A 23966-nucleotide genomic window follows, 5' to 3' on the forward strand; every position below is an offset into this window, starting at 1 on the left:
TTATTCCACCTCCGTCTCCATAATCATTTCATTTTCTAAAATATTTCCTTCTTCTTGCATACCAAACTGTACATTACGTTCAATCCATTTACGGCGCGGTTCTACTTTATCGCCCATTAACGTTGTAACACGACGCTCTGCTCTTGCTGCATCATCAATTTTCACGCGAATTAATGTACGCGTTTCAGGATTCATTGTTGTTTCCCATAATTGATCCGCATTCATTTCACCAAGCCCTTTATAACGTTGTAACATATAGCCTTTTCCAACTTTTTTCGTTACACCGTCTAATTCCTCATCTGACCAAGCGTATTCAATTACCTCACTCTTACCTTTTCCTTTACTTACTTTGTATAAAGGAGGAAGTGCGATAAACACTTTACCAGCTTCGATAAGTGGCTTCATATATCTGTAGAAGAACGTTAATAACAATACTTGAATATGAGCTCCATCCGTATCGGCATCGGTCATAATTATAACTTTATCGTAGTTAATATCTTCAACATCAAATTCATTTCCTACACCGCCGCCAATCGCATAAATGATTGTATTAATCTCTTCATTTTTAAAGATATCAGCAAGCTTTGCTTTCTCTGTATTAATTACTTTACCACGTAACGGTAATACGGCCTGGAAACGACGGTCTCGTCCTTGTTTCGCTGAACCACCGGCAGAGTCACCCTCTACTAAATACAATTCGTTTTTCTGAGGATTACGTGATTGTGCAGGTGTTAACTTCCCACTTAACGTACCTTCTGATTTTTTCTTCTTCTTACCACTACGTGCTTCTTCTCTCGCTTTACGAGCAGCCTCACGTGCTTGCGCTGCTTTAACTGCCTTTCTCACAAGAAGTGTAGCTACATCCGGGTTTTCCTCTAAAAAGTAAGCTAGATGCTCTGATACAATGGCATCAATAGAAGAACGAGCTTCACTTGTACCAAGTTTCCCTTTCGTTTGTCCTTCAAACTGAAGTACTTCTTCTGGTACACGTACAGAAACGATAGCCGCTACACCTTCACGAATATCTGTACCTTCTAAATTTTTATCTTTTTCTTTTAATAATGAAACTTTACGAGCATACTCATTGAACACACGCGTCATTGCTGTTTTAAATCCAGCTTCGTGTGTTCCACCATCTTTTGTACGTACGTTATTTACAAACGAAAGAATATTTTCTGAGTAACCATCATTAAACTGGAATGCTAGTTCTGCTTCAATCCCGTTTTGTTCACCAGTGAAATATACAACCGGGTGAATTGAATCTTTTTCTTCGTTTAAATATGAAACGAAAGCTTCAATTCCTGTTTCATAATGAAATATATCTTCTAAATCATTACGTTCGTCTTTTATCGAGATTTTCATTCCTTTTAATAAGAATGCAGATTCACGTAATCTCTCACATAATGTTTCATAATTGTAATTTGTCGTACTAAAAATCGTTGTATCTGGTTTGAAATGCATTGTTGTACCAGACTCTTTTGTTTTCCCGATTTTCTCTAACGTTGTTGCAGGAATGCCACCATTTTCAAAGCGTTGTTCATAAATGTTACCATCACGTTTAATTGTTACTACTAACCATTCTGACAAGGCGTTTACAACTGATGCCCCAACGCCGTGTAAACCACCACTCGTTTTATAGCCACCTTGGCCAAACTTACCACCTGCATGAAGTACAGTTAAAATAACTTCAGGTGTAGGTTTCCCAAGTTTATGCATTCCCGTAGGCATTCCTCGCCCTTTATCTATAACGCTAATACTATTATCTTTATGTATTACGACAGAAATTTCGTCGCCAAATCCCGCTAACGCCTCGTCAACGGAGTTATCTACTATTTCATATACTAAATGATGCAATCCACGGCTATCCGTACTCCCGATATACATACCCGGGCGTTTTCGAACGGCTTCAAGTCCTTCTAACACTTGAATCGCATCTTCATTATATTGGAACTGATGCTTCGCCAAACTCCTTGCCCCTTTCCTAATCCAAAATCAGAACATATGTTTCTATTATAGAATAACGCCTCGACTATAGTTTTGGCAAGTTATCTTATCTCTTTTATACACCATTTTCAATAGAAAAATCCTTGTTTTCTCACAAGGATTCCTCTAGGCTACTATTTCAGAAAAATAATCGTTTGTCAACGAGAAATGGATATGTATTCCAAGATTACACATTCCAAACCTTTATTATGATCCAAATGATCAAAATCCAAAATGGGATTACAAATAACAATCCCCAAAAACAGCCTTTAAAAAATCTCATGATGAACACCTCGTTCATCGGCCCTACTTATCTATAATGAGGGCTGAATCAATCTTTCTAACTTTAAGTCTATACTATTTTGTCATCGCATGTTCTACTTTAATACAACGATCCATTATTACAGTATAGTCTTTTTCTTTTAAAAGTTTATATGTATCTTCATCTTGTACTCCTAATTGTGCCCAAAAAACATCTGCATCAATCTCGACAAATTCTTTTGCAACATCCATTAAAAACTCTGAGCGACGAAATACATTTACAATGTCAACGTGTTCCTTAATATCCTTTAGTGAAGAAACTGCCTTTTCTCCAAGCACCTCATTTACTGTTGGATTAACTGGAATAATGCGGTATCCAGCATCTTGCATTGCTTTTGAAACCATATACGATGTACGTTCTGGCTTATCTGATAATCCAACAACCGCAATTGTTTTGCTTTTCTTTAACACTTCACCAATTTCCGTACGAGTTGGGTTTTCAATTGTCATAATTAATCCCTCCTATTCCTTTAGTATAGCCGATAAAGAAAGTCTCTTTCAATATGAAAGAGACTTTCTTTTATTTCGATTATTGATTCTTTGTAGCTGAATTATCTGCTAAAGTAGCTGTTTTCGTCATTTTTTGACCGTTACGGTAGAATGTAACTTCTACTTTCTCGCCTACTTTTTTCTTTTCATATAAATATTTACGGAATTGAAGTGAATTTTCTACTTTTTGATCATCTAATGCTACTACAATATCATATTGCTCTAAACCAGCTTTTTCAGCTGGTGATATTGGGTAAATTTTACCTAATACAACACCATTAGTTACTTCTTTCGGTACTTTCAATTGATTGACTGCATAAGCTTGCACATCTTCTAACGAAACAACACCTACTCCAAGAGCTGGACGTTTTACTACTCCATCTTTTTCAAGAGATTCAATAACGGGCTTTGCAATATTAATTGGAATAGCAAATCCAATTCCTTCAACTTCTTGTTGTGCAATTTTACTTGAATTAATCCCAATTATTTCACCGTTTTGGTTAAATAATGCACCACCACTGTTACCAGGGTTAATCGCTGCATCTGTTTGAATAACTTGTGCTTGCCAATCTGGGCGTTTATCCCCATCAATATCAACTGGGATTTCACGTTCTTTACTACTGATTATACCTTCCGTTACACTTCCGTCAAATCCAAGTGGGTTACCGATTGCAATCGCTTTTTCACCCGCACGAAGTTTACTTGAGTCACCTAAAGTTGCAACTTTATTCACATTAGCCCCATCAATTTCAACAACAGCTAAGTCTAACCAAGGATCTTTCCCTACTAACTTTGCATCTACCTTTTTACCATCACTTAGTTTTACAGCAAGTTTATTCGCTCCATCTACTACGTGGTTGTTTGTTACAATATATGCTTTATTTCCTGCTTTTTTATAAATAACACCTGATCCTGAACCAGCTTGTTGTTCTTGACCTGTCGGTTGCATTGCAAATGGATCAACGCTTTGTTGCATATTAATAACACCTACAACAACATCTTTCGCTCCTTCAATCATACCAGGTAAATCAGTTTCATTTTTCGCTTTATTTACAACAGGAACTACAGTACCTTCTACTTTTGAATCCGAACTAAATGATGATACTGGTGCTCCATTATTTTGAGCCCATGGCATATATGGTGCTGCAAAACTAATCGAAACCGCTCCGACTACAGCTCCCACTAAACCTGTGAAGAAATAGCCTTTTTTACTACCTGATTTTCTCACTTCTCTCGTTTCACTATGCTCTTCATTTAAATTTGGTCCGTCGTAATATCCCATGTTTTATTTCCCCTCTCTGGTGAATTCGTATTTTCAGTATAGTCACGTTTTGTGTCCTTCTTGTGAACTCATCGTGAAATCCAATTAAAAAAATACTCCTATCTAACATTGTAGACAAGAAAAGTATTTTTTGTACATTCTACCTTCAAAAGAGAGTATAAAATCGCCATTTTCCTAGGCTAAATTACACAAATCGTTCTAGATTATTCTTCAAATTTATAACCAACTCGAATAACAGTACTGATATGCTTCGCTTTATCTCCTAACTTATTTCGAAGTTTTTTAATATGGGTATCAACCGTTCGGTCATCACCGTAATAGTCATATCCCCATAACTGGTCTAATAAATGTTGACGTGATAATACGATTCCTTTGTTCTCCATTAAATAAACGAGAAGTTCAAATTCTTTATGTGTCAATATAATTTCTTCTCCATCTACTAAAACAGTTCTAGATAGACGATTCACTTCTATTCCAGCTAAAGACATAGCATTTTCTTCCGCTACTCCTACCGCGCCATCCGCACGTTTCAATAACGTCTTTGCACGAGCTACTAACACTTTCGGGCTAAATGGTTTCGTTACATACTCGTCTGCACCTAATTCGAAACCTAGCAATGTATCATCCTCATCCGAACGCGCTGTCAACATAATAATTGGTACTGCTGATTCTTTTCTAATTCGTCTACAAACAGACCATCCATCTATTTCCGGTAACATAATATCTAACATAATTAAATCAATTTCATGCTCTGCAAATAACTCTAACGCTTTTTTTCCATCTTCTGCTTCGATTACTTCAAAGCCTTCATTACGAAAATAATCACTAACAATTTCACGTAATCTTCTTTCATCTTCAACAAGCAATACTGTTTTATTCATATAATCTATCCCGCCTTTTTACTCTTTCAATCGAATAATACGTTGATTGGAGCTTCCGCGAAATGGAAGTGTTAAATCTTTTTTCTCAATTTCAAACCTTCCATCGACTAAAACATCCCCATAATGTAACAACTCTATCATATCATTATTTTGAGAACTCTGTATCTCTTCTAACGTATAACCTGTATACATCCATAGGTTTTTTTTCAAATCTTTCACGATTTTTGCTACCTTTTTCACTTCAGCAGCTTGAAAAAATGGATCTCCACCTGAAAATGTTACATCAGTTAATGGATTACTTGCAATCTCTTTCACAATTTCTTCTACTGTCATTTCCGTTCCGTTGCAAATATTCCACGATTTTGGATTGTGGCAACCGACACAACGATGCGGACAGCCCGCAAAAAACACGACTGTCCGCAATCCTTCTCCATCTACTACACTATCATGAATAATATTCAGCACTTTCATTTATGTTTCACCCGATCTATCTCTTCACTACGTTTCGCACTATTCCACTTCGACATATCTCCTACAAGATAGCCTGTTATACGGCGAATTCTTTCTATATTAGCCTCATCTTCATTCCCGCAACTTGGACATTCATTTCCAATAACCCCGTGATAACTACAGCACTTACAACGGTCAACAGGATGATTAATTGAACCGTATCCAACGCCATGTTCTGCCATGGCTTGTACAATTTGTTTTAATGCCTTTTTGTTATGCATCGCTGCTCCGTCTAGTTCAATATACGTAATGTGTCCTCCATTACAGAGAGCATGGAACGGGCCTTCTAAACGGATTTTATTTATCGCTTGAATGTTATAATAAACTGGAATATGGAATGAATTGGTATAGTAATTATGGTTCGTTATACCGCTAATCACGCCAAATTCTTCTCTATCTTTTTTCACAAACTTTCCTGATAATCCTTCTGCTGGAGTTGCAATTATCGAGAAATTCAGTTGATGTTCTTCTGTCGCTTTATCCATTCTATCTCTCATAAAGGAAATAATTTCATACCCAAGTTTCCATGATTCTTCATCTTCCCCATGATGCTTTCCTGTTAAAGCTACTAAACATTCCGCAAGACCGATAAAACCAATACTTAACGTCCCTTGTTTTAAAATCGAAGCTACGGAGTCTTCAGGCTGCAACGTTTCTCCACCACGCCATACACCTTGTGAATATAAAAACTGAAAATCTCTTGCTCGCTTCGTACATTGATACACAAATCTTTCTAATAGCTGCTTAATTCCTAAATCTAAATAGTAGTTTAGCGCTTCAAAAAATGCTTCTTTTGAACCACTAATTAACGCTAATTTCACTAAATTAATAGACGTAAATGATAAATTCCCTCTACCAATCGCTGTTTCTTCTCCATGTATATTAGACATAACACGGGTACGACATCCCATGTAACATACTTCACTTTCTGGTCTTCCATCATAATGCACTGCATTAAACGGAGCATCTAAAAATGAAAAGTTAGGGAATAATCGCTCTGCAGTTGTCTCTAATGCTAATTCAAATAAATCGTAATTCGGATCACTTTCTTCAAAATTTACACCTTTTTTCATCTTGAAAATTTGAATCGGAAAAATCGGTGTCTCGCCTTTACCAAGTCCAGCTTGTGTCGCTTTTAATAGTTGTTTAATTAACATTCTTCCTTCTTTTGATGTATCTGTTCCGTAATTAATAGAAATAAACGGTACTTGTCCTCCGCCCCTACTATGCATACTATTCGAATTATGAACGAAAGCCTCACACGCTTGATACGTATCATTTTCCGTTTCTTTCCATGCGAATTCTTCTATTTGTTCTTTCGTAAGTGGATATGATTGTAATCGTTTTTTATGTCTCTCAATTGTTTTTCGTACATAAGGCGCTAAATCAATATCAAAGAGTGCAAACGATTGACCGCCATGCTGCATATTTTGATTCGCTTGAAAAATAATAGACGAAAGAGCCAATGCACTTTTAATGTCTTGTGGTTGTCTCATATGTCCATGTCCAGTATGAAAACCGTTAGCAAGCATTTGCGCTAACGGAATTTGCGAACAAGTCGTCGTTCCTGTCGCATAAAAATCTAAATCATGTGGATATAATATATTTTCATTTATCGCTTTTTTCACTTGATCTGACAATAAATTCTCAACAGCATAATATTTTGCACTCTCAGATGCGAACGTTCCCATTACACCCATTGGAGAGCGGCCGTCTACATTTGCATTTTCTTGCATTAAATCTTGTTCATTGCCGTGGACTATCGTCTCGAACACTTTCATTAATTCTTCTCCACGTGTATTATTTTGTAACATTTATAACCCTCCACCAATATGTTGTTGTCTTTTGATTAAAATGTTACTACATATAGTCTTGCTGTTTCTGTGAGAAATGTAACATTACTGTGAAATTTTTTTCACGAAATAATGAATTTTTCATTTACAAAAAAGAAATGTGCTCTTTACAAATGTATGGTACAATATACGGGAAAAACTCTTTTTACCCTTTATCAACACATTTGAATAAAGGAGACTGAACTTATGGTTACTACATATCTTTTATTTATCGTTGCCTACTTGCTTGGCTCGATTCCATTTGCACTAGTTGTTGGAAAAATTGGCTACGGAATCGATATTCGTGAGCATGGGAGCGGTAATCTAGGCGGAACAAACACATTCCGTACATTAGGGAAAAAAGCAGGTTTTACCGTTACAATTGCTGACATTTTAAAAGGGACATTAGCAACAAGTCTACCAATGATTTTCGGATTAGATATTCACCCACTATGGTTCGGGTTAGCGGCTGTTCTTGGACATGTCTACCCGATTTTCGCGAAATTCCGTGGTGGTAAAGCAGTTGCAACTTCTGCTGGGGTGCTATTATGCTATTCACCAGTTGTTTTTGCAATATTGGCTGTTGTATTTTTCACCCTTTTATTTACAACAAGATACGTATCACTTTCTTCTATGGTAACAGCAGTTGTTGCTGTTATTGCATCCATTGTTAGCGGGGATAAAATCTTCATTATTGCGATGTGTTTATTAGCAGGTATGGTTATTTATAAACACCGTGCAAATATCGGACGAATTATAAATAAAACTGAACCAAAAGCAAACTTTTCAAAAAAGCAAAAATAAGATCGTAACCCACATAACGCAAAAAGAAAACGTGAAGCATATTAATAGCGTCTTTTTGCGTTATTTTTTATACTAAAGAAAAAGCAACATAACTTGGAGGAACTATACATGAATCTTTCCGTAACAAAAGAAGCAGCACAATGGTATAAAAATGAATTAAACTTACAATTAAATGAAACACTACGCTTTTTCGTACAATACGGTGGTTGCAGTACTGTGCAAAAAGGACTTTCTTTAGGTATTCGTAAAGATGATCCTGCACACCCTGCTGTTCAAATTCAAGAAGAAGGTATTAATTTCTTTATTGAAGGCGATGATGAATGGTTCTTCGATGGACATAATTTATCTGTTACACTTGACGAAGGTGACGACTTCCCACAATTTAATTATGAAAAATAAAAAAGCGCGGCTTCTGCCACGCTTTTTTATTTTTTCTTAATTTCCTCATATTTCGCATACCACTCAGGATATAACTTTTTAAATGATACAGGGCGGAACCCTTCTTTTTTCGCACAAATATTCGTCGTACTTGCAGTAATACAAAGATCACCATCACCATTATATATTTCATATCCATATACAACGCGAAGTGGGCTCACAGTATCTACCCATGTTTTTACGATTGCCTTTTCTCCATAACGCATCGCTTTACGATATGAAATTTGTAAATCTAACACAGGAGAAATAATTCCTTCTTTCTCCATTTCAACATATGAAAAACCTAAATCTTGTATAAGTTTCGTGCGACCCAACTCAAGCCACACTAAGTAGTTTGAATGGTAAACAACACCCATTTGATCTGTTTCCGCATAACGGATTTCAACTTCATGTTCTGCTACAAACATATGTATTCGCCTTCTTTCACTTCTGCTACCTTGCATACATTTAATCATAATACAGTAACATCAAAAATAAAATAAAAACAGTGAATCTTTTACTGAAAGGAGCCAGCATATGATTCAAATTGTAACTGTCCGTAGTGGTGATAGCGTATATAGCTTGGCATCAAAATATGGATCAACACCTGACGAAATAGTAAAAGACAATGGACTAAATCCAGCTGAAACGCTCGTTGTTGGTCAGGCACTTATCGTTAATACGAAAGGAAATAATTATTATGTACAGCCTGGTGACAGCCTATATCGAATTTCTCAAACATATAATGTCCCCCTCGCTAGTTTAGCTAAAGTTAATAATTTATCTTTAAAATCTATTCTCCATGTCGGACAACAATTATATGTACCAAAAGGCACAAAACGAGCTGTAGAATCCATCGCTTATTTACAACCTTCAACTATACCGATTAAAGAGAGTTTAGTTAATGCTACACGTGCCATCAATCCATTTTTAACATACTTAGCTTATTTTAGTTTTGAAGCAAAAAGAGATGGCACATTAAAAGAACCTACTGAAACAGCTAAAATCGCTAATATTGCAACGCAAGGTAAAACAATCCCTATGCTCGTTATTACAAATATTGAAAATGGTAATTTCAGTGCCGATCTAACATCGGTTATTTTACGCGACGCAACGATTCAAAACAAATTTATTACTAACATTTTGCAAACAGCTGAAAAATATGGCATGCGAGACATTCATTTCGATTTCGAGAGTGTAGCACCTGAAGACCGCGAGGCGTATAATCGCTTTTTACGAAATGTAAAAACACGCTTACCTAGCGGGTACACATTGAGCACAACTCTCGTACCGAAAACAAGTTCAAATCAAAAGGGAAAATTTTTCGAAGCTCACGATTATAAAGCGCAAGGGCAAATTGTTGATTTCGTCGTCATTATGACCTATGACTGGGGATGGCAAGGCGGGCCACCGATGGCGATTTCTCCTATCGGTCCGGTGAAAGAAGTACTTCAATATGCAAAATCTCAAATGCCTCCACAAAAAATTATGATGGGGCAAAATTTATACGGGTTTGATTGGAAACTTCCATTTAAACAAGGAAATCCACCCGCAAAAGCAATTAGCTCCGTCGCAGCTGTTGCACTAGCTCGTAAATATAATGTTCCTATTCGTTATGATTTCACAGCCCAAGCTCCTCATTTTAATTATTTTGATGAAAACGGCGTGCAACACGAAGTTTGGTTTGAAGATTCACGGTCTGTTCAAAGTAAATTCAATTTAATGAAAGAACAAGGTATAGGTGGTATTAGTTACTGGAAAATCGGTTTACCATTCCCACAAAATTGGCGTTTACTCGTTGAAAATTTTACGATTACGAAAAAGGGCTGACAAAAGTCAGCCCTTTTTTTCATATTACTGCTAAAAACTCATCTTTCATTTCCTCACAAAAAAGAAGAATGATAACATTCTCCTTTTTAACCGTTATCAACAATCGGTTGTTTACCTGTTTGATCTTGCATTTGCTTTCCTTTATTTCCACCAGCTTTTTTCGATTGTGTTCCAATATGATTTGGTGCAAAGTCTTTTGAATTTTTTTTCGGATTACCCATTACTATCGCCTCCTTAACACTAGTATCGTACTAGTGTTAAGAATTATTCAGCTTGCTTAAAAAGTTTCATTTCATAACGTTTTTCAATGCGCTCTTCAATGCGATCAATTGCATCACGATCGCTTAATAATTGTTGTTTATTTTCATTTACAAGTTCTTCAAACGATTTACGGCGACTTCTTCTCATGTTGTTCACCCTCTCTCCTTCGCTTTCTTATTACATAGTATGAGCAAACGAAAAACTCTTTAATCAGATTTGTAAGAAAATTTTATGTTTTAGTACTCCTAAAAAAACTCCGTGTACAATATATTGCACACGGAGTTTTTATACCATAACGTTTAAATACTCTTTCAACTTTTCATCTGCATTCATTTCATTTTCTTTATAATCATGAAGCGCCTGTAATACAAAATCATACTGTTCTAAAATATAACTTTCTAATTTCATAACATCCTCTAAGCTATTAAGCATAATTCTCGTATTACCAACTTCACTTTTTAACGCTGGTTCGCATTTTAAGCTTGTACATATTTCTTTCACACCATCTTCTAATATCTCTGTTAATACATATTTTTTTCGCCCTTTTACCTTTACTCTCATAACTGGATAAAAAGCTTTTATATCTAAATAACTTCCTACGTTCATACAACGTAGCCATTCTACATTACGTTTATTACATACAAGCATTTCTTTCACCGCTTCGTATACCGCAGTTTCATCAAGCACAGCCTTATTTACTTTTCGGTTCCCTTTTTCTTCAATAGCTGCACACTTTTGATAAACAGCAGCACACGTAATGCAATCGTCAAATGCATTATGAGAACTTAAACGAATTCCAAGGATTCGTTTTAACGTTTCAAGTTTATGATTAGGCGCATGCTTCATGTATTTCTTCGCTAAAAATACAGTATCAATTACTTTATTTTTAGGTTCAGGCAGCCCCAGCATATTTACATTACTTTTCAAAAAACGCATATCAAAAGAAGCATTATGGGCCACAATAACATTTGTATGTAAAAATGCTAAAAATAAAGGTAACACTTCTTCAATCGTCGGTGCATCTGAAACACGATAATTAGTAATGCCTGTTAAACTCGTTATTCGGTCCGGAATTGGCCGCTCTGGATTCACGTATGAAACAAATTGATCTACCAGTTCATGATTACGATATTTCACCGCTGCAACTTGAATAATTTTATCATTATAAGGGTTAAATCCTGTTGTTTCAAAATCAATTACAACATAATCTAACGGTAAGGATACATTCCCCACTCCATACACTCCTTTATCTCTAAACGATTATATTTCTTACATCATATCATGAAGTTATTACTACTTGAAAAAGAAAAGGCAGAAATGGGAACTCTCCACCTCTACCTTTTCACCATTATTTTAATTTAGCAACCCTTTTCTCCATCTCTTTTTGCGTCATCGGCCCAATAAACTTATCTTGAATGACACCTTTTGTATCTATAAAATACGAAGTTGGAATCGTAATTACTTTATACGCTGTTGTCACATCAATGTTCTTGTCCAATAAAATAGGAAAAGTAATTCCTTTTTCTTTAGCAAAATTGCTTACCTTTTCTTCCCCCCCACCTTTTTCTGAAGGCGTATAGTTGATTGCTAAAATTTCTACGTTTTCTTTATGTTCTTTATAGAAAGCCTCCATATCCGGCATTTCTTGTTGGCAAGGTCCACACCACGTTGCCCAAAAGTTTAAAATCACTTTCTTTCCTTTTAAATCTGATAGCTTTACATTCGTTCCATCTAACTTCGTTAATTCGAAGTCTGGCGCACTCTTCCCTATTTCAATACCATTACTTGCAATCATCTCTTTCATAGCAGCTTCACTTTGTTCTTGCTCCCCTTGTACCACCTGCTCTTTTTTACCAAACTGTTCATAAGCTGCATATCCCGCTAAACAAAGTAACACTACAATAATCGTAAGCTTCCGCCACATGTTATATCACCCTAACGTATTTATCTTCTTATAACTTAATCACTAAAATACTCTATACCTTATTTTAGCTTATACGGACAAGCTTGGAAATATTCACAGTCTAAATAATCAAAATATTCGTAATTCACATGAAATATTTTCCTTTTCACCATATAATTAGAAATACATATGAAACCGGCGAGGTGATATGTATTTTACAATTGCTAATCAACCCGTTCACTTTACTATTACTATGTATTTGTTTGAGCAGTTTGCTATACAAATTTAAATTGGCTGCTATTATTACTTCTTTTACTGTCCCTTTTATATTTTTCATTATCGTCTCTGAATTTGACATACACCTAGCTTTACAAAGCTTTGATGCTTGGATCGTTTCTAGTACTGTTTATTCTGTACTTTCCTACATAACGGCAGCTTTAATAAGAAGAAAACGGCACATATAGAAATGTCAAAAAGGAGGATGTTTTTATGAATTTATTTGAAAAAATACTATTATATATTCTTAGTTTTATATTTTCCCCAATCGGCATTATCACTTGGATCATCTCGCTCTTCAGTAAAGATCCTGAAAAAAGGCGAGTGGGACGTATTTGCCTCTATATCGCTTTAATCTCATTTATCCTATTAGCTGGCCTTGGTGTTCTTACTTTCTTCACGACGACTACTACCACTACTATACAGTAGTTATAGAAAGGATGATTATGTTGGGAGAACATCCTATAAGTAAAGAACTTCGTTATATACGAATATCCTTAGTTGTTTTAGTAATCGTTCTTTTATTTTTCAACAGTGAAAAAGTCGTTGAAATTTCTACAAATCATGATTCCATAGAAAATATTCCCACCAGTAATATGACACAAATTGCGGAAAATACATTCGCTATTCAAGAATATAATCCATCACTAAGTAGTGAACATACAATTAAGATTTTCAAATATAATCCACATACAAATCAACTTACTCTAGTCAAAGAGTTTAGCGCTAACGATACTGAGTCCTACACGGACCAACTTAATAATACTGAATAAAGATAAGAGCACTACATAGCTCTTATCTTTTTATTAGCATTTCTTTAAACAATGAATTACAATTTAATAACTCTTTAGGATCGCCACATTCCATAATAACTCCATTCTTCATTACAACAACTCGATCTGCTCTCATTGCCCTCTTCACATCATGCGTAGTCACAACTCTCGTTACATCTCTTCCTAGCCCTTCAATCATATTCCAAATCAATTCTTGATTGTCCGGATCTAACCCTGCAGTCGGTTCATCTAAAATAATAAGATTTGGGTTTGAAACAATCACTCGTAATAGTGCGAGACGTTTTCTTTCTCCTCCCGAAAACTCTTCACCGCTTTTATGTAGTACAGTTTGAATCCCTTCTGCTAATCCTCTAATAAGCCGCTTCACATTTACAAGTTCCATGTTTTTTTCTAACTGATTTCCTAAACCCTCTCCCCCGAAATACATATTCTCATTTACCGTCGTTCGGAAAAAACGTGGTTCTTGCCACACTGTAGTCATACGAGCTTCATTCCCATAATAAGCAATGCTACCATTAGATGGTTTATACAAACTCGTTATTAACTTTAAAAGCGTTGTTTTTCCTGCACCGCTTTCTCCCACAATAATAACGAGTTCACCAGGACGAATGTGCAAATCAATATTATGAATTCTAAATTTCTCTCCATCATTCTCCTGAAATGAAACATTTGCTATCCTCATCCCCATTGCTCTTTCTACATTACTATCTGCCGCTCGTTTATCTAAAAAACAAAAAACTCTATTTGCCGAAGCGACTGCTACTTGTGTCATCATTAACAAATCACCCACATAACGGACAGGGAAAAATAGCATCTCAATTGTCGCTAACACTGCCACAAGTGAACCAACTTCTATTTCTCCCCTCATTATTTTTTGCGCGCCTACAATGAGAACAACAATATATGCTCCTGTTTCAATCACTGTTCCAACTACTCCAATGCTATGTTGCATCATCGTCTTCTTTACTTCCGATTTATAAGATTGTGCCGTTACTCCTTTAAATAAGCGAATGGCCCATTTTTCTTTTTGTAAACTACGTAGATCTTGTATACCCTTTACAAACTGTGACACCATCTCTACAACACTCGATTGATTTTTTTGAGCAATGCTTGCAATATCCCTTACCTTTTCTCCCATCAGTATTGGAACAATTGCACTTAAAAATAAAAACGGAGTTACCCACAATATAAACTGTATATCTATATGTTGTAGTGCTATGAAAGCTCCAATAAATTGGGCAATAGCGTGTATATACTCTATTAATATAGAGCCATATAATCTGACCAAGTTCGGAATATCAGATACGACCCAAGTTTCTAACTCCCCTTGCTTGATCTTCTCACTCTCTTCAAACGGTAATGAGAAATAGTGACGCAATAATTCTATATGTTTCGTTTGTAATATATGTTGACTCGCTTTTGAACTTATATAATCAAATAGAAGATTGTTCGTCCACATTAAAAAGCGACTACCCGCAAACAAAGCTATATATAAATAGGCACTTTTTAACTCCCTTTGAATAAGATTGTCTACAATTACCCCCATGAAGATTGGACGCGACAAGTTTAAAATAGCAGCTATAATTCCACTACAAATGGCTGCTATAACTAATATTTTCTCCTGTCGTAATGGTAACAATATTCTTTTATATTCTTTCATGATGTTCCCTCCATTTTTATAGTAAAAAGAAAGGGATGAAACCATATGGTTTCATCCCTTTCCATAAAATAAGGAAGCTAACTATTGTTAGCTTCCTTATTTTTCATTTCAATTATTTAGTTCGACACTTTTGACTCTTCAATTTTCTCACGAAGAACCATTTGCAGAATACCACCGTGACGGTAGTAATCAATTTCAACTTCACTATCGAAACGAGCTACTACTTCAAATTGTTTTTCGTTGCCATCTAAATCAGTTGCAACTACTTTTACAAGATCGCGTGGTCTAACTGATTTGTCGATTTGAATTTCAAATGACTCGTTACCAACAAGACCTAATGTTTCAGCACTTTCGCCCTCTTTAAATTGAAGTGGTAATACACCCATTAATACTAAGTTACTGCGGTGAATACGTTCGAAGCTTTCTGCGATTACTGCTTTAATACCTAATAAGTTAGTACCTTTCGCAGCCCAGTCACGAGAACTTCCCATACCGTAATCTTTACCAGCAACAACTAGAAGACCTGTTCCATCTTCTTTATATTTCATAGCAGCATCATAGATAGATGTTACTTCACCAGTTGGCCAATATGTTGTATATCCGCCTTCTGTTCCTGGTGCGATTTGGTTTTTAATACGGATGTTTGCAAATGTACCACGCATCATAACTTCATGGTTACCACGACGAGAACCGTAAGAGTTAAAGTCAACTGGTTGTACGCCGTTTTCTAATAAGTAGCGTCCAGCTGGTGTGTGCTTACCAATTGAACCTGCTGGTGAAATATGGTCTGTTGTTACAGAATCACCAAATTTACCAACTATGCGTAAACCTGATAACGTTTCAACTTCACCTGGCTCTTTAGATAAACCTTCAAAGAATGGTGGGTTTTGAATGTATGTTGAATCATTATCCCAAGTATATAAAGCTTCGTTTGAAGTTTGGATTTCATTCCAACGCTCATTGCTGTTAAATACTTGTGCATATTCTTTCTTGAACAGTTCAGATGTAACAACGCTTTGAACTACATCTTCAATTTCTTTAGCTGATGGCCAAATATCATTGAAGTAAACAGCATTGCCATTTGTATCTTTACCGATTTCATCATTTTTCAGGTCAATATCAACAGTACCTGCAAGTGCATATGCCACAACAAGTGGTGGTGATGCTAAGTAGTTTGCTTTTACAAGAGGATGAATACGACCTTCAAAGTTACGGTTACCAGATAAAACAGATGTTACTAGTAAGTCGTTTGCTGCAATTGATTCTTCTAATTCTGGCGCTAATGGACCAGAGTTACCGATACAAGTCGTACAGCCGTAACCAACTGTTTGGAAACCTAATTGATCTAAATATGTTGTTAAACCGGATTTATCTAAGTACTCAGTAACAACTTTAGATCCTGGTGCTAATGATGTTTTTACGTACTCAGGTACTACAAGTCCTTTTTCAATTGCTTTCTTCGCAACTAGACCTGCCCCGATTAATACGTATGGGTTTGATGTATTTGTACAGCTTGTAATTGCAGCGATTGCAATTGCACCTGTTTTCATCGTTACTTCTTTATCTTCTAATGTAACCTTCACTTCTTTATCGAACTCTTGCTCATTAAATCCAAGTCCTTGTGTTCCAACTGGTGCTAAAACAGCTTTGTGGAACGCATCTTTCATATCTGAAAGTGGAATTAAATCTTGTGGGCGTTTCGGTCCAGAAAGGTTAGATTCGATTGTATTTAAATCAATTTCAACAAGATCAGTGTAGATTGGATCTTTACTGTCTGCTGTATAGAATAAACCGTTCGCTTTACAGTATTCTTCAACAATACGAATTTGCTCTTCATCTCTACCTGTTAAACGTAAGTATTCTAATGAAATATCATCGATTGGGAAGAATCCACAAGTTGCGCCGTATTCTGGTGCCATATTTGAAATTGTTGCACGGTCAGCTAAAGGCATGCTCTTTAGTCCATTACCAAAGAACTCAACAAATTTACCAACTACACCTTTTTGACGTAATACTTGTGTTACTTTTAATGCAACGTCTGTTGCTGTAGTACCACTTGGAAGTGTGCCAGTTAATTTCACACCGATTACTTCAGGTACTGGGAAGTATGAAGGCTGTCCAAGCATTCCTGCTTCTGCTTCAATACCACCAACGCCCCATCCAAGAACGCCGATACCGTTAATCATTGTTGTATGTGAGTCTGTTCCAACTAATGAATCTGGGTATGCAACTAAGTCACCTTCAGCATTTTTCACAGCATGAACAACTGGTGCTAAATATTCAAGGTTTACTTGGTGTACAATGCCTGTAGCTGGTGGAACTGCACGGTAGTTATCAAATGATTTTTGTGCCCAGCTTAAAAATTTATAACGTTCTTCATTACGTTTAAACTCTAAGTCCATGTTGAATGCAAGCGCGTCTGCCGTACCCGCTCTATCAACCTGTACAGAGTGGTCAATTACAAGGTCTACAGTAATTTCAGGATTAATTTTGTCAGGATCCCCACCCATGTCTGCCATTGCTTTACGAAGCGAAGCCAAATCAACAACAGCTGGAACACCAGTGAAATCTTGTAAAATTACACGAGATGGTTTAAATGGAACATCGATATCTTGCACATCTTTCGTTCCCCATTTCGCTAAATTTGTAACATGCTCTTCTGTGATTACACGTCCGTCTACTTGACGAAGTACTGATTCAAGTAAAACTTTCACGGAATATGGTAATTGAGATACGTTGCCAACCCCTGCATTTTCAAGCGCTTTCAAATCATAATAATGATACGTTTTTCCATCTACTTCAAAAGTTGCACGTGATTGAAATGGATTATGTTTGACCATTATGTTTCCCCCCTGTTAAACGTGACTAAGTTGTCTGAATATAAAATGTAGACAAACTTTTCAATACCTTACGATAATATCTTATTACAACTTTCTAAATAAGTAAATAATAAGAAACTTATAGATTATCATAAGTTTTCTTTATGTTTCTAAATTTGAATAGCTTTCATGCTCCTTATGAATACTATTATCATAAAGTAAAGTGCTCTATCAGCGGTTTACTTACAGTTCATACATACTATGAACTGCTCATCATTCAACATACAAAAAATGTTATAGAGGTGAAGTAAAATGGGTAAAAGAAAAGCAAATCATACTATTTCAGGAATGAATGCTGCATCTGCACAAGGACAAGGAACTGGTTACAATGAAGAATTTGCAAACGAGCCTTTAACTCCAGCAGAGCGACAAAATAACAAGAAACGTAAAAAGAACCAGTAAAGAAAAATCCCAAAAGGTCTATTTCCTTTTGGGATTTTTTCTAATGTTTATAACGTAGTAATTCCGAAACCGTTACAAATCGATAGCCCTGCTTTTTCAACTCAGGTAAAATTTTTGCTAGCGCTGCTACCGTTTGACTACGATCATTTCCTCCATCATGTAACAATACAATATCGCCACTTTTAGCATTTTTCACTACATGATTTACAATGGATTCAACCCCTGGATTTGCCCAATCACGTGGATCTTGATGCCATGACCATAGAACAGTTTGATAACCAGCTTCTTTCGCTGTTTTAAATACAGCATCGTTAATATATCCACCAGGAGGACGGAATAGCAAAGGTTCTTTCACCCATTTTTCAAAAAATTTCTTTCCATCTAAAATATCATTTTCTAATTTTTCATCTGACGAATTACTCGCATACAAATGATTCATCGTATGATTTCCAATTTCATGTCCCTCTTTTAACACTTGCTTCACTAAATATGGATTGCGCTGAACTCGAAATCCAATCATAAAAAATGTCGCTTCAGCCTTATATTGACGTAATAAATCTAAAACTTGTGGTGTATACGTTGGATCTGGCCCATCATCAAATGTAATTGCAATAATTTTTTCATTATTAGGTACTTCCCATGTTACATAACCAGTTGGTTCTAACTCTTTTCTGAGCAACATTTTCGCTTCCACTTTTTCCACTTGAAATATATGTACTGCACATAGCAAAGAAAAAACTAATAGAAAAATTTTCTGTTTTAGCATAACGTTCACTAAAGCAGCAAGGTTGTCGAATAGACAACAACCTCATTTACTTTTCTAATTGATCTACATTTCGCATTATATTTTGGAGATTATTTTCATATTGCTCAAGTTGTGGACGTTGTGTTTCTGAAGCTACCTCTAGTGCATTTTGAATTTGTTCATATGCTTCCTGAACCTCTTGGCGTAACTCTTTTAAATCATGACCGTAGTTAGGGTCATTTTTCACAATATTATTAAATGCATTTTCTGCTTGTGTAACTCCTTGCTGTGCCGCTTGAAAGGCTTGTTGCTTATCTTTATGATATGGCATTATATAATCCCCTTTCTATAATAGTTAGTCCCCTTTATCTTTACCTTTTTTTCTAAAAACATTCTCGTATAAAATCGTCAACTTCTCTCATTCTAAAAAGAAAGAGGAGGTGTCACATACAATGAGCAAAAATAATCGTGAATCTAAAGAAAAAAAAGGACAACCTGAGCCATTAAGCGGATCTCATAAAGTAAAAAACCGTAACCATTCACGCCAAAAAAAACATGCACATCATGATATGTAATAAAAAATATTCACATACCGTGCACATTCAACATAAAATGTTTGTATTTCATCATTTATTCTTCACCTCTGTTTCATTCATGCATAACATGATATGAATTGATATTTTACGGAGGGTGTCTTACATGGGCAAGAAAAAGAAGAATTGTCTTTTTCATGTTGATGGTTTCGAAGAATGGATGGATCAATTTTGTTCCGATTCTTATAGTAACTTTAGCTTTCCAAATCAAATTCACATCGACCTTTGCGAAACCGAAGAAGAATATATTTTGGAAACAGATGTACAAAATGTCACTGAACAAAATGTACTCATTAAAAAGTTAGAGACAGGCCTAGCTATATGCATACTTCATAAAAACATTTCCTTAAAACGAACAATCCCTTTACCTACTACTATCATTTATAAAAAGATGCTAGCCTGCTTAGAAAACGGATTTTTAGCCATTCATATTTCCAAAAATGAAGTTGCTGATAAGCATGAAAAGAAAGTTCTTTTTTCAAATTAAGAGTTAATATAATACAAACTAAGCCCCAGTGGTTACTGGGGCTTATGTTATTTCACATGCATTTCTATATTAGAATTTCTATCATATCTTTTTTTCGATAAACCTTTTGTAACTAAAAGCACAGGAAATGCCACAGTTGAAAATATAGCTAGTGCTGAAAATACTACAAACCCATTTTGGTAGCCGTAGTAATCGAGAAGTACTCCTCCAAACCACGGACCTATTACTGCTCCAATTCCCGAAAAGCCCATCGCACCGAAGTATGTTCCTTTTAGATGCGCAATAGCAATATCATCAATAAATACATCGGTCATCGAAAACATTAAGACTTCTCCAATTGTAAAAATAATTGTACAAACGGCAGCACTTAGCATAGATTCTACTATTCCAAAGCCAAATAATCCTCCGCTCACAAATAAAGTCCCCACCATAATTGATGTTAACGGAGTATACTTTTTGCACATTTGAATAACAGGGTATTGGATGATCACTACAACAATTGCATTTAAAGCGAGCATATATGAGAATAGCTTCACTCCATCCTCAAATATATGTGCATTTGCAAAATATTGAGATACTGTCGTCGTTAAATGTGAAAAACCGCAATTACTCAAAATAATACCGACTAAAGCAACTAAAAATACTATATCTTTTCGCAATATACGCATTGCATTTAGCATTGTAACAGGTTTTTCTGTACTCACTTTCTTTTTTTCCATTGGATACTTCTTAAATTGGAACGCTAATATAGCTGTATATAGAATATATACCCCAGCTGCTACTAAAAAAGGAATTGTTGATTTTGCACTTCCAATCTGTAATCCAACAATTGGTCCAATTGCAACTCCAACATTTATTGCACCGTATCGTAAGTTATAGACGAGTAACCGATACTCAGGCTTTGTTAAATCTGATAATAATGCTCTTGATGTTGGCTCAAAAAACGACCTACATAATCCATTTAAAGCGTTTAATAAAAAGAAACTTAAAACATGATCCGCAAGTGAAAAACCTATAAACACAAAAATCCAAACGATCATGGACCAGAGCATAATCGTTTTCCGGCCAAATCGATCTGATAAATTCCCTCCGATAAAACTAGCAAAAACACCAACAAGTGCACTCGTTCCTATAATAGCACCAGTCATTCCAGCTGACACACCTTTAACAGTCGTTAAATAAATCGCTAAAAAAGGGATACTCATTGAAGTTGCAAACCTAGCAAACAATGTCCCTAAAATAATACTCATTCCAAGCGGATGAATATGCTGTAACTTCCCCTTCATCGTTAAACCTACTCTCTCTATTTTCACAAAAAAAAGAAAGCAAAGGATCTGCTTTCTTTTCCTTTTTCTATACTTGAGCTGTTGATACCCGAGTTGTTCTCGTTATGTCCATATCAATTCCATATGTGAACTGTAATTCTTTACACACATCTTTAATTAAGATTGCGACATTATACTTTTCATTAAATTGTAAAACTATGTTTTCTACTTCTTCATATGTATACTTATATTCCCCTGTAATGACACTTTTTAGATCAAAGCATTCGTTAATACAAAGTTGTACAAGTAGCTGGTCATATTTCTCTATTACATCTTCTTTCTTCCAAAGTAACTCTTTTACATATAATCGATCAAACTTCACACTTTCTCGATTACAATCCGTTAAAATCCGGGTCATTTCGTTTAATTCTCGATATAATTCGGAAATATTTCTACTTAAACTAAGCAGTTTATCTACACCGTTTTCATATAACATATTTATTCCACCCCCGCATTTTCTTTCCCTTATTATAGCAAGAAAATTCTAAAAATAGTTTCTTTCTTCTGAAATATTAGGAAACTAATTTCAATTGCATTACAATGAAACTAGTTAATGCGAGAGGAGAAAGAAAATTGGAGCACAAATTATATTACACTGACGCTTATAAGCAAGACTTTACTACTAAAATTATAAAGCAAGATTATGATAAAGACGGTAACTTATACGTTGTTTTGAATGAAACAGCATTTTATCCGACAGGTGGCGGACAACCATATGATACTGGTACATTAAATGATATCAATGTAATCAATGTAGAAGAGATAAACGGAGAAATTCGTCACTACATTGCAGAACAATTACATACAGAAGACGTAGAAGGTAAAATCAATTGGGAGCGCCGTTTTGATCATATGCAACAACATGCAGCTCAGCACATTTTATCTGCTGCTTTTTGGGACCATTTTAACATGCCTACAATTGGATTCCATCTTGGTAAAGAAACAGTAACAATTGATTTAGAAACAGAAAATCTTCATGCAGAAATGGTTGAAAAAGCAATACAAATTGCAAACAAAATTGTTTTTGAAAACCATCCAATCCGCATCCAGTGGATGAACTTAGAAGAAGCGAAAACGTTGCCACTTCGTAAAGAACCGAATATGACAGAAAATATACGGGTTGTTATTATCGAAAACTTTGACTACAACGGCTGTGGTGGAACGCATCCGAAACGAACTGGTGAAGTTGGTCCTATTCAAGTACTAGGATGGGAGCGCAATAAAGGTGGTATACGCTTAACGTTTATCGCTGGTTGGCGTACACTTAAATTAATGGGACAACAGCAACAAATTATGAAAGATGTTTCTAAACAATTAAACAGTAGCGAAACTGATATTCCAGCAAAAGTGGCACAACTGCTTACTTCTCAAAAAGAAAACGAAAAAGCAATACAAACAATGAATGAAAAATTATTATTTGCAGAGGCAAATGAACTACTTCTACAGCCTATAAAAATTCATGCTGACATACTTATTTCTAAAGTATTTACAAATCGTTCTATGCAAGAAATCGCAAAGCTTTCCGCTATTATTACAGAACAACAAGAGCATGCAATTACGTATTTCGTCATCGAAAATGATGACAAACTACAATGTATTCTCGCTTGCGGAAAATCAGTATCACTCGATATGAATGCTCTTTTAAAAGACGCTCTTCCTACAATCGAAGGAAAAGGTGGCGGAAATAAGAAGAGTGCTCGCGGTGGCGGGAAAGCAATTATGAGCGGAGATGAATTTTTAAATCAGCTTGTTTCTTCTTTACAGTCGGCGGTGTAAAGCATTTTTAGTAAGGATAGCTAACAGCTATCCTTACTCTATACTTACAAACCAATATTTTGTTTCAATCCTTGGTAACTCCCTGCATTTGAAAAACCTTCACTTATAAGAGTTATAAAAGTTTCCGAAAAACCATAATGACTTAAATCTTTAATCGGCACCATTTGCACATCATGAATTGGATTATGATCAAATTCATTAGAGGGTAACATAATTTCTCCTGTAAGCTTTTCAAGTAGAAATGTAATATGTAATAAAGATGGACTGGCATCCGGTTTATCACAAACATAGAGTAGCTTCTTAATTTTAACTTCTAATCCCGTTTCTTCTCTCATTTCTCTAATCATCGCCTCTTCTAACATTTCACCATTCTCCACTCCTCCAGGTAAAGACCAATTCCTATTAGCAACTTTTTGCTTTACTAGCAATAATTTTTCACCTTCAATTAAAATTCCCGTAACACGAACTTGCATTACATTTTCCATATGTAATCTCCTCTTCCCATTATATTTACAA

Annotated in this window: 27 protein-coding genes; 9 read left to right on the forward strand and 18 right to left on the reverse strand. The window is 35.6% G+C overall.

Annotation, left to right across the window (positions count from 1 at the left end):
- The 6 genes from parE to MHI26_RS18300 all read right to left on the reverse strand — a co-directional run bounded on the left by parE (position 1) and on the right by MHI26_RS18300 (position 7280).
- Positions 1–1965: a DNA topoisomerase IV subunit B gene (gene parE / locus MHI26_RS18275; RefSeq protein ID WP_061665777.1), complete on the reverse strand. Its 1965-nt coding sequence runs from the start codon at positions 1963–1965 to the stop codon at positions 1–3.
- Positions 1966–2340: 375 nt separating this feature from the next.
- Positions 2341–2754 (reverse strand): CoA-binding protein, encoded by a 414-nt coding sequence (locus MHI26_RS18280; RefSeq protein ID WP_000151394.1) that lies wholly within the window; start codon positions 2752–2754, stop codon positions 2341–2343.
- A 79-nt stretch (positions 2755–2833) separates the two neighbouring features.
- Entirely contained in the window at positions 2834–4075 is a 1242-nt protein-coding gene (locus MHI26_RS18285; RefSeq protein ID WP_000542642.1) for a S1C family serine protease, read from the reverse strand.
- A 203-nt stretch (positions 4076–4278) separates the two neighbouring features.
- Positions 4279–4956, reverse strand: coding sequence for a response regulator transcription factor (locus MHI26_RS18290; RefSeq protein ID WP_001044680.1), 678 nt, complete (start codon positions 4954–4956; stop codon positions 4279–4281).
- An 18-nt stretch (positions 4957–4974) separates the two neighbouring features.
- Positions 4975–5427, reverse strand: a complete 453-nt coding sequence (nrdG, locus tag MHI26_RS18295; RefSeq protein WP_000866404.1) for an anaerobic ribonucleoside-triphosphate reductase activating protein — start codon at positions 5425–5427, stop codon at positions 4975–4977.
- The gene (locus MHI26_RS18300) at positions 5424–7280 is read right to left on the reverse strand and encodes an anaerobic ribonucleoside triphosphate reductase (protein ID WP_061665778.1); all 1857 of its coding nucleotides are present in this window, start codon (positions 7278–7280) and stop codon (positions 5424–5426) included. The genes nrdG and MHI26_RS18300 overlap by 4 nt, the downstream gene beginning before the upstream one ends.
- A 225-nt stretch (positions 7281–7505) precedes the next feature.
- Here MHI26_RS18300 and plsY point away from each other — a divergent pair, with 225 nt between their 5' ends.
- Both plsY and MHI26_RS18310 read left to right on the forward strand, forming a co-directional pair.
- Positions 7506–8102 carry a glycerol-3-phosphate 1-O-acyltransferase PlsY gene (plsY, locus tag MHI26_RS18305; protein ID WP_000258974.1) on the forward strand — a complete coding sequence of 199 codons (597 nt, stop codon included), beginning with the start codon at positions 7506–7508 and terminating at the stop codon, positions 8100–8102.
- Between the two features lie 108 nt (positions 8103–8210).
- Entirely contained in the window at positions 8211–8501 is a 291-nt protein-coding gene (locus tag MHI26_RS18310; protein WP_001054441.1) for a HesB/YadR/YfhF family protein, read from the forward strand.
- 26 nt (positions 8502–8527) lie between these two features.
- Here the strand turns inward: MHI26_RS18310 and MHI26_RS18315 are convergent, their stop codons facing one another.
- Positions 8528–8947 (reverse strand): acyl-CoA thioesterase, encoded by a 420-nt coding sequence (locus tag MHI26_RS18315; protein ID WP_000495808.1) that lies wholly within the window; start codon positions 8945–8947, stop codon positions 8528–8530.
- A 109-nt stretch (positions 8948–9056) separates the two neighbouring features.
- On the opposite strand from MHI26_RS18315, the gene MHI26_RS18320 reads away from it, so the two are divergent.
- Positions 9057–10349: a glycosyl hydrolase family 18 protein gene (locus MHI26_RS18320; RefSeq protein WP_000614855.1), complete on the forward strand. Its 1293-nt coding sequence runs from the start codon at positions 9057–9059 to the stop codon at positions 10347–10349.
- 86 nt (positions 10350–10435) lie between these two features.
- Here MHI26_RS18320 and sspN read toward each other — a convergent pair whose 3' ends face one another.
- The 4 genes from sspN to MHI26_RS18340 all read right to left on the reverse strand — a co-directional run bounded on the left by sspN (position 10436) and on the right by MHI26_RS18340 (position 12534).
- Positions 10436–10570 (reverse strand): acid-soluble spore protein SspN, encoded by a 135-nt coding sequence (sspN, locus tag MHI26_RS18325; RefSeq protein WP_000527987.1) that lies wholly within the window; start codon positions 10568–10570, stop codon positions 10436–10438.
- Between the two features lie 43 nt (positions 10571–10613).
- The gene (locus MHI26_RS18330) at positions 10614–10757 is read right to left on the reverse strand and encodes an FbpB family small basic protein (RefSeq protein WP_001254699.1); all 144 of its coding nucleotides are present in this window, start codon (positions 10755–10757) and stop codon (positions 10614–10616) included.
- 138 nt (positions 10758–10895) lie between these two features.
- Positions 10896–11843 carry a 3'-5' exonuclease gene (locus tag MHI26_RS18335; protein ID WP_000528752.1) on the reverse strand — a complete coding sequence of 316 codons (948 nt, stop codon included), beginning with the start codon at positions 11841–11843 and terminating at the stop codon, positions 10896–10898.
- Between the two features lie 115 nt (positions 11844–11958).
- Complete coding sequence (locus MHI26_RS18340; protein WP_000269065.1) at positions 11959–12534, reverse strand: TlpA family protein disulfide reductase; 576 nt, start codon at positions 12532–12534, stop codon at positions 11959–11961.
- Between the two features lie 468 nt (positions 12535–13002).
- On the opposite strand from MHI26_RS18340, the gene MHI26_RS18345 reads away from it, so the two are divergent.
- Both MHI26_RS18345 and MHI26_RS18350 read left to right on the forward strand, forming a co-directional pair.
- Positions 13003–13218, forward strand: a complete 216-nt coding sequence (locus MHI26_RS18345; protein WP_001047913.1) for a hypothetical protein — start codon at positions 13003–13005, stop codon at positions 13216–13218.
- An 11-nt stretch (positions 13219–13229) separates the two neighbouring features.
- Positions 13230–13562: a YmzC family protein gene (locus MHI26_RS18350; RefSeq protein WP_098472321.1), complete on the forward strand. Its 333-nt coding sequence runs from the start codon at positions 13230–13232 to the stop codon at positions 13560–13562.
- 22 nt (positions 13563–13584) lie between these two features.
- On the opposite strand, the gene MHI26_RS18355 is transcribed toward MHI26_RS18350, so the two are convergent.
- Together MHI26_RS18355 and acnA are read right to left on the reverse strand one after the other, a co-directional pair.
- Complete coding sequence (locus MHI26_RS18355; RefSeq protein ID WP_061665780.1) at positions 13585–15243, reverse strand: ABC transporter ATP-binding protein; 1659 nt, start codon at positions 15241–15243, stop codon at positions 13585–13587.
- A gap of 116 nt (positions 15244–15359) precedes the next feature.
- Positions 15360–18083: an aconitate hydratase AcnA gene (gene acnA, locus MHI26_RS18360; RefSeq protein WP_000238554.1), complete on the reverse strand. Its 2724-nt coding sequence runs from the start codon at positions 18081–18083 to the stop codon at positions 15360–15362.
- A 291-nt stretch (positions 18084–18374) separates the two neighbouring features.
- Here acnA and sspO point away from each other — a divergent pair, with 291 nt between their 5' ends.
- Complete coding sequence (sspO, locus tag MHI26_RS18365; RefSeq protein WP_000518057.1) at positions 18375–18524, forward strand: acid-soluble spore protein SspO; 150 nt, start codon at positions 18375–18377, stop codon at positions 18522–18524.
- A 40-nt stretch (positions 18525–18564) separates the two neighbouring features.
- On the opposite strand, the gene pdaB is transcribed toward sspO, so the two are convergent.
- On the reverse strand, positions 18565–19290 hold the full coding sequence (gene pdaB, locus MHI26_RS18370) for a polysaccharide deacetylase family sporulation protein PdaB (protein WP_061665781.1): 726 nt from the start codon (positions 19288–19290) through the stop codon (positions 18565–18567).
- Between the two features lie 46 nt (positions 19291–19336).
- Positions 19337–19600, reverse strand: a complete 264-nt coding sequence (locus tag MHI26_RS18375; RefSeq protein WP_001146295.1) for a hypothetical protein — start codon at positions 19598–19600, stop codon at positions 19337–19339.
- 121 nt (positions 19601–19721) lie between these two features.
- Here MHI26_RS18375 and MHI26_RS18380 point away from each other — a divergent pair, with 121 nt between their 5' ends.
- Positions 19722–19844, forward strand: a complete 123-nt coding sequence (locus MHI26_RS18380; protein WP_000042142.1) for a small acid-soluble spore protein P — start codon at positions 19722–19724, stop codon at positions 19842–19844.
- Positions 19845–19968: 124 nt separating this feature from the next.
- Positions 19969–20349, forward strand: a complete 381-nt coding sequence (locus MHI26_RS18385) for an Hsp20/alpha crystallin family protein (RefSeq protein ID WP_000516757.1) — start codon at positions 19969–19971, stop codon at positions 20347–20349.
- Between the two features lie 47 nt (positions 20350–20396).
- On the opposite strand, the gene MHI26_RS18390 is transcribed toward MHI26_RS18385, so the two are convergent.
- A complete protein-coding gene (locus MHI26_RS18390) occupies positions 20397–21635 on the reverse strand; it encodes an MDR family MFS transporter (RefSeq protein WP_061665782.1) in 1239 nt (412 codons plus the stop codon).
- 67 nt (positions 21636–21702) lie between these two features.
- Entirely contained in the window at positions 21703–22110 is a 408-nt protein-coding gene (locus MHI26_RS18395) for a hypothetical protein (RefSeq protein WP_000965149.1), read from the reverse strand.
- 137 nt (positions 22111–22247) lie between these two features.
- Here MHI26_RS18395 and MHI26_RS18400 point away from each other — a divergent pair, with 137 nt between their 5' ends.
- Positions 22248–23450, forward strand: coding sequence for an alanyl-tRNA editing protein (locus MHI26_RS18400; RefSeq protein WP_151547426.1), 1203 nt, complete (start codon positions 22248–22250; stop codon positions 23448–23450).
- A 44-nt stretch (positions 23451–23494) separates the two neighbouring features.
- On the opposite strand, the gene MHI26_RS18405 is transcribed toward MHI26_RS18400, so the two are convergent.
- A complete protein-coding gene (locus MHI26_RS18405; RefSeq protein WP_061665784.1) occupies positions 23495–23935 on the reverse strand; it encodes an NUDIX hydrolase in 441 nt (146 codons plus the stop codon).
- Between the last annotated feature and the right edge of the window lie 31 nt (positions 23936–23966).

It is taken from the genome of Bacillus sp. FSL K6-1218 (assembly GCF_038006445.1).
Lineage (GTDB): Bacteria > Bacillota > Bacilli > Bacillales > Bacillaceae_G > Bacillus_A > Bacillus_A thuringiensis_S.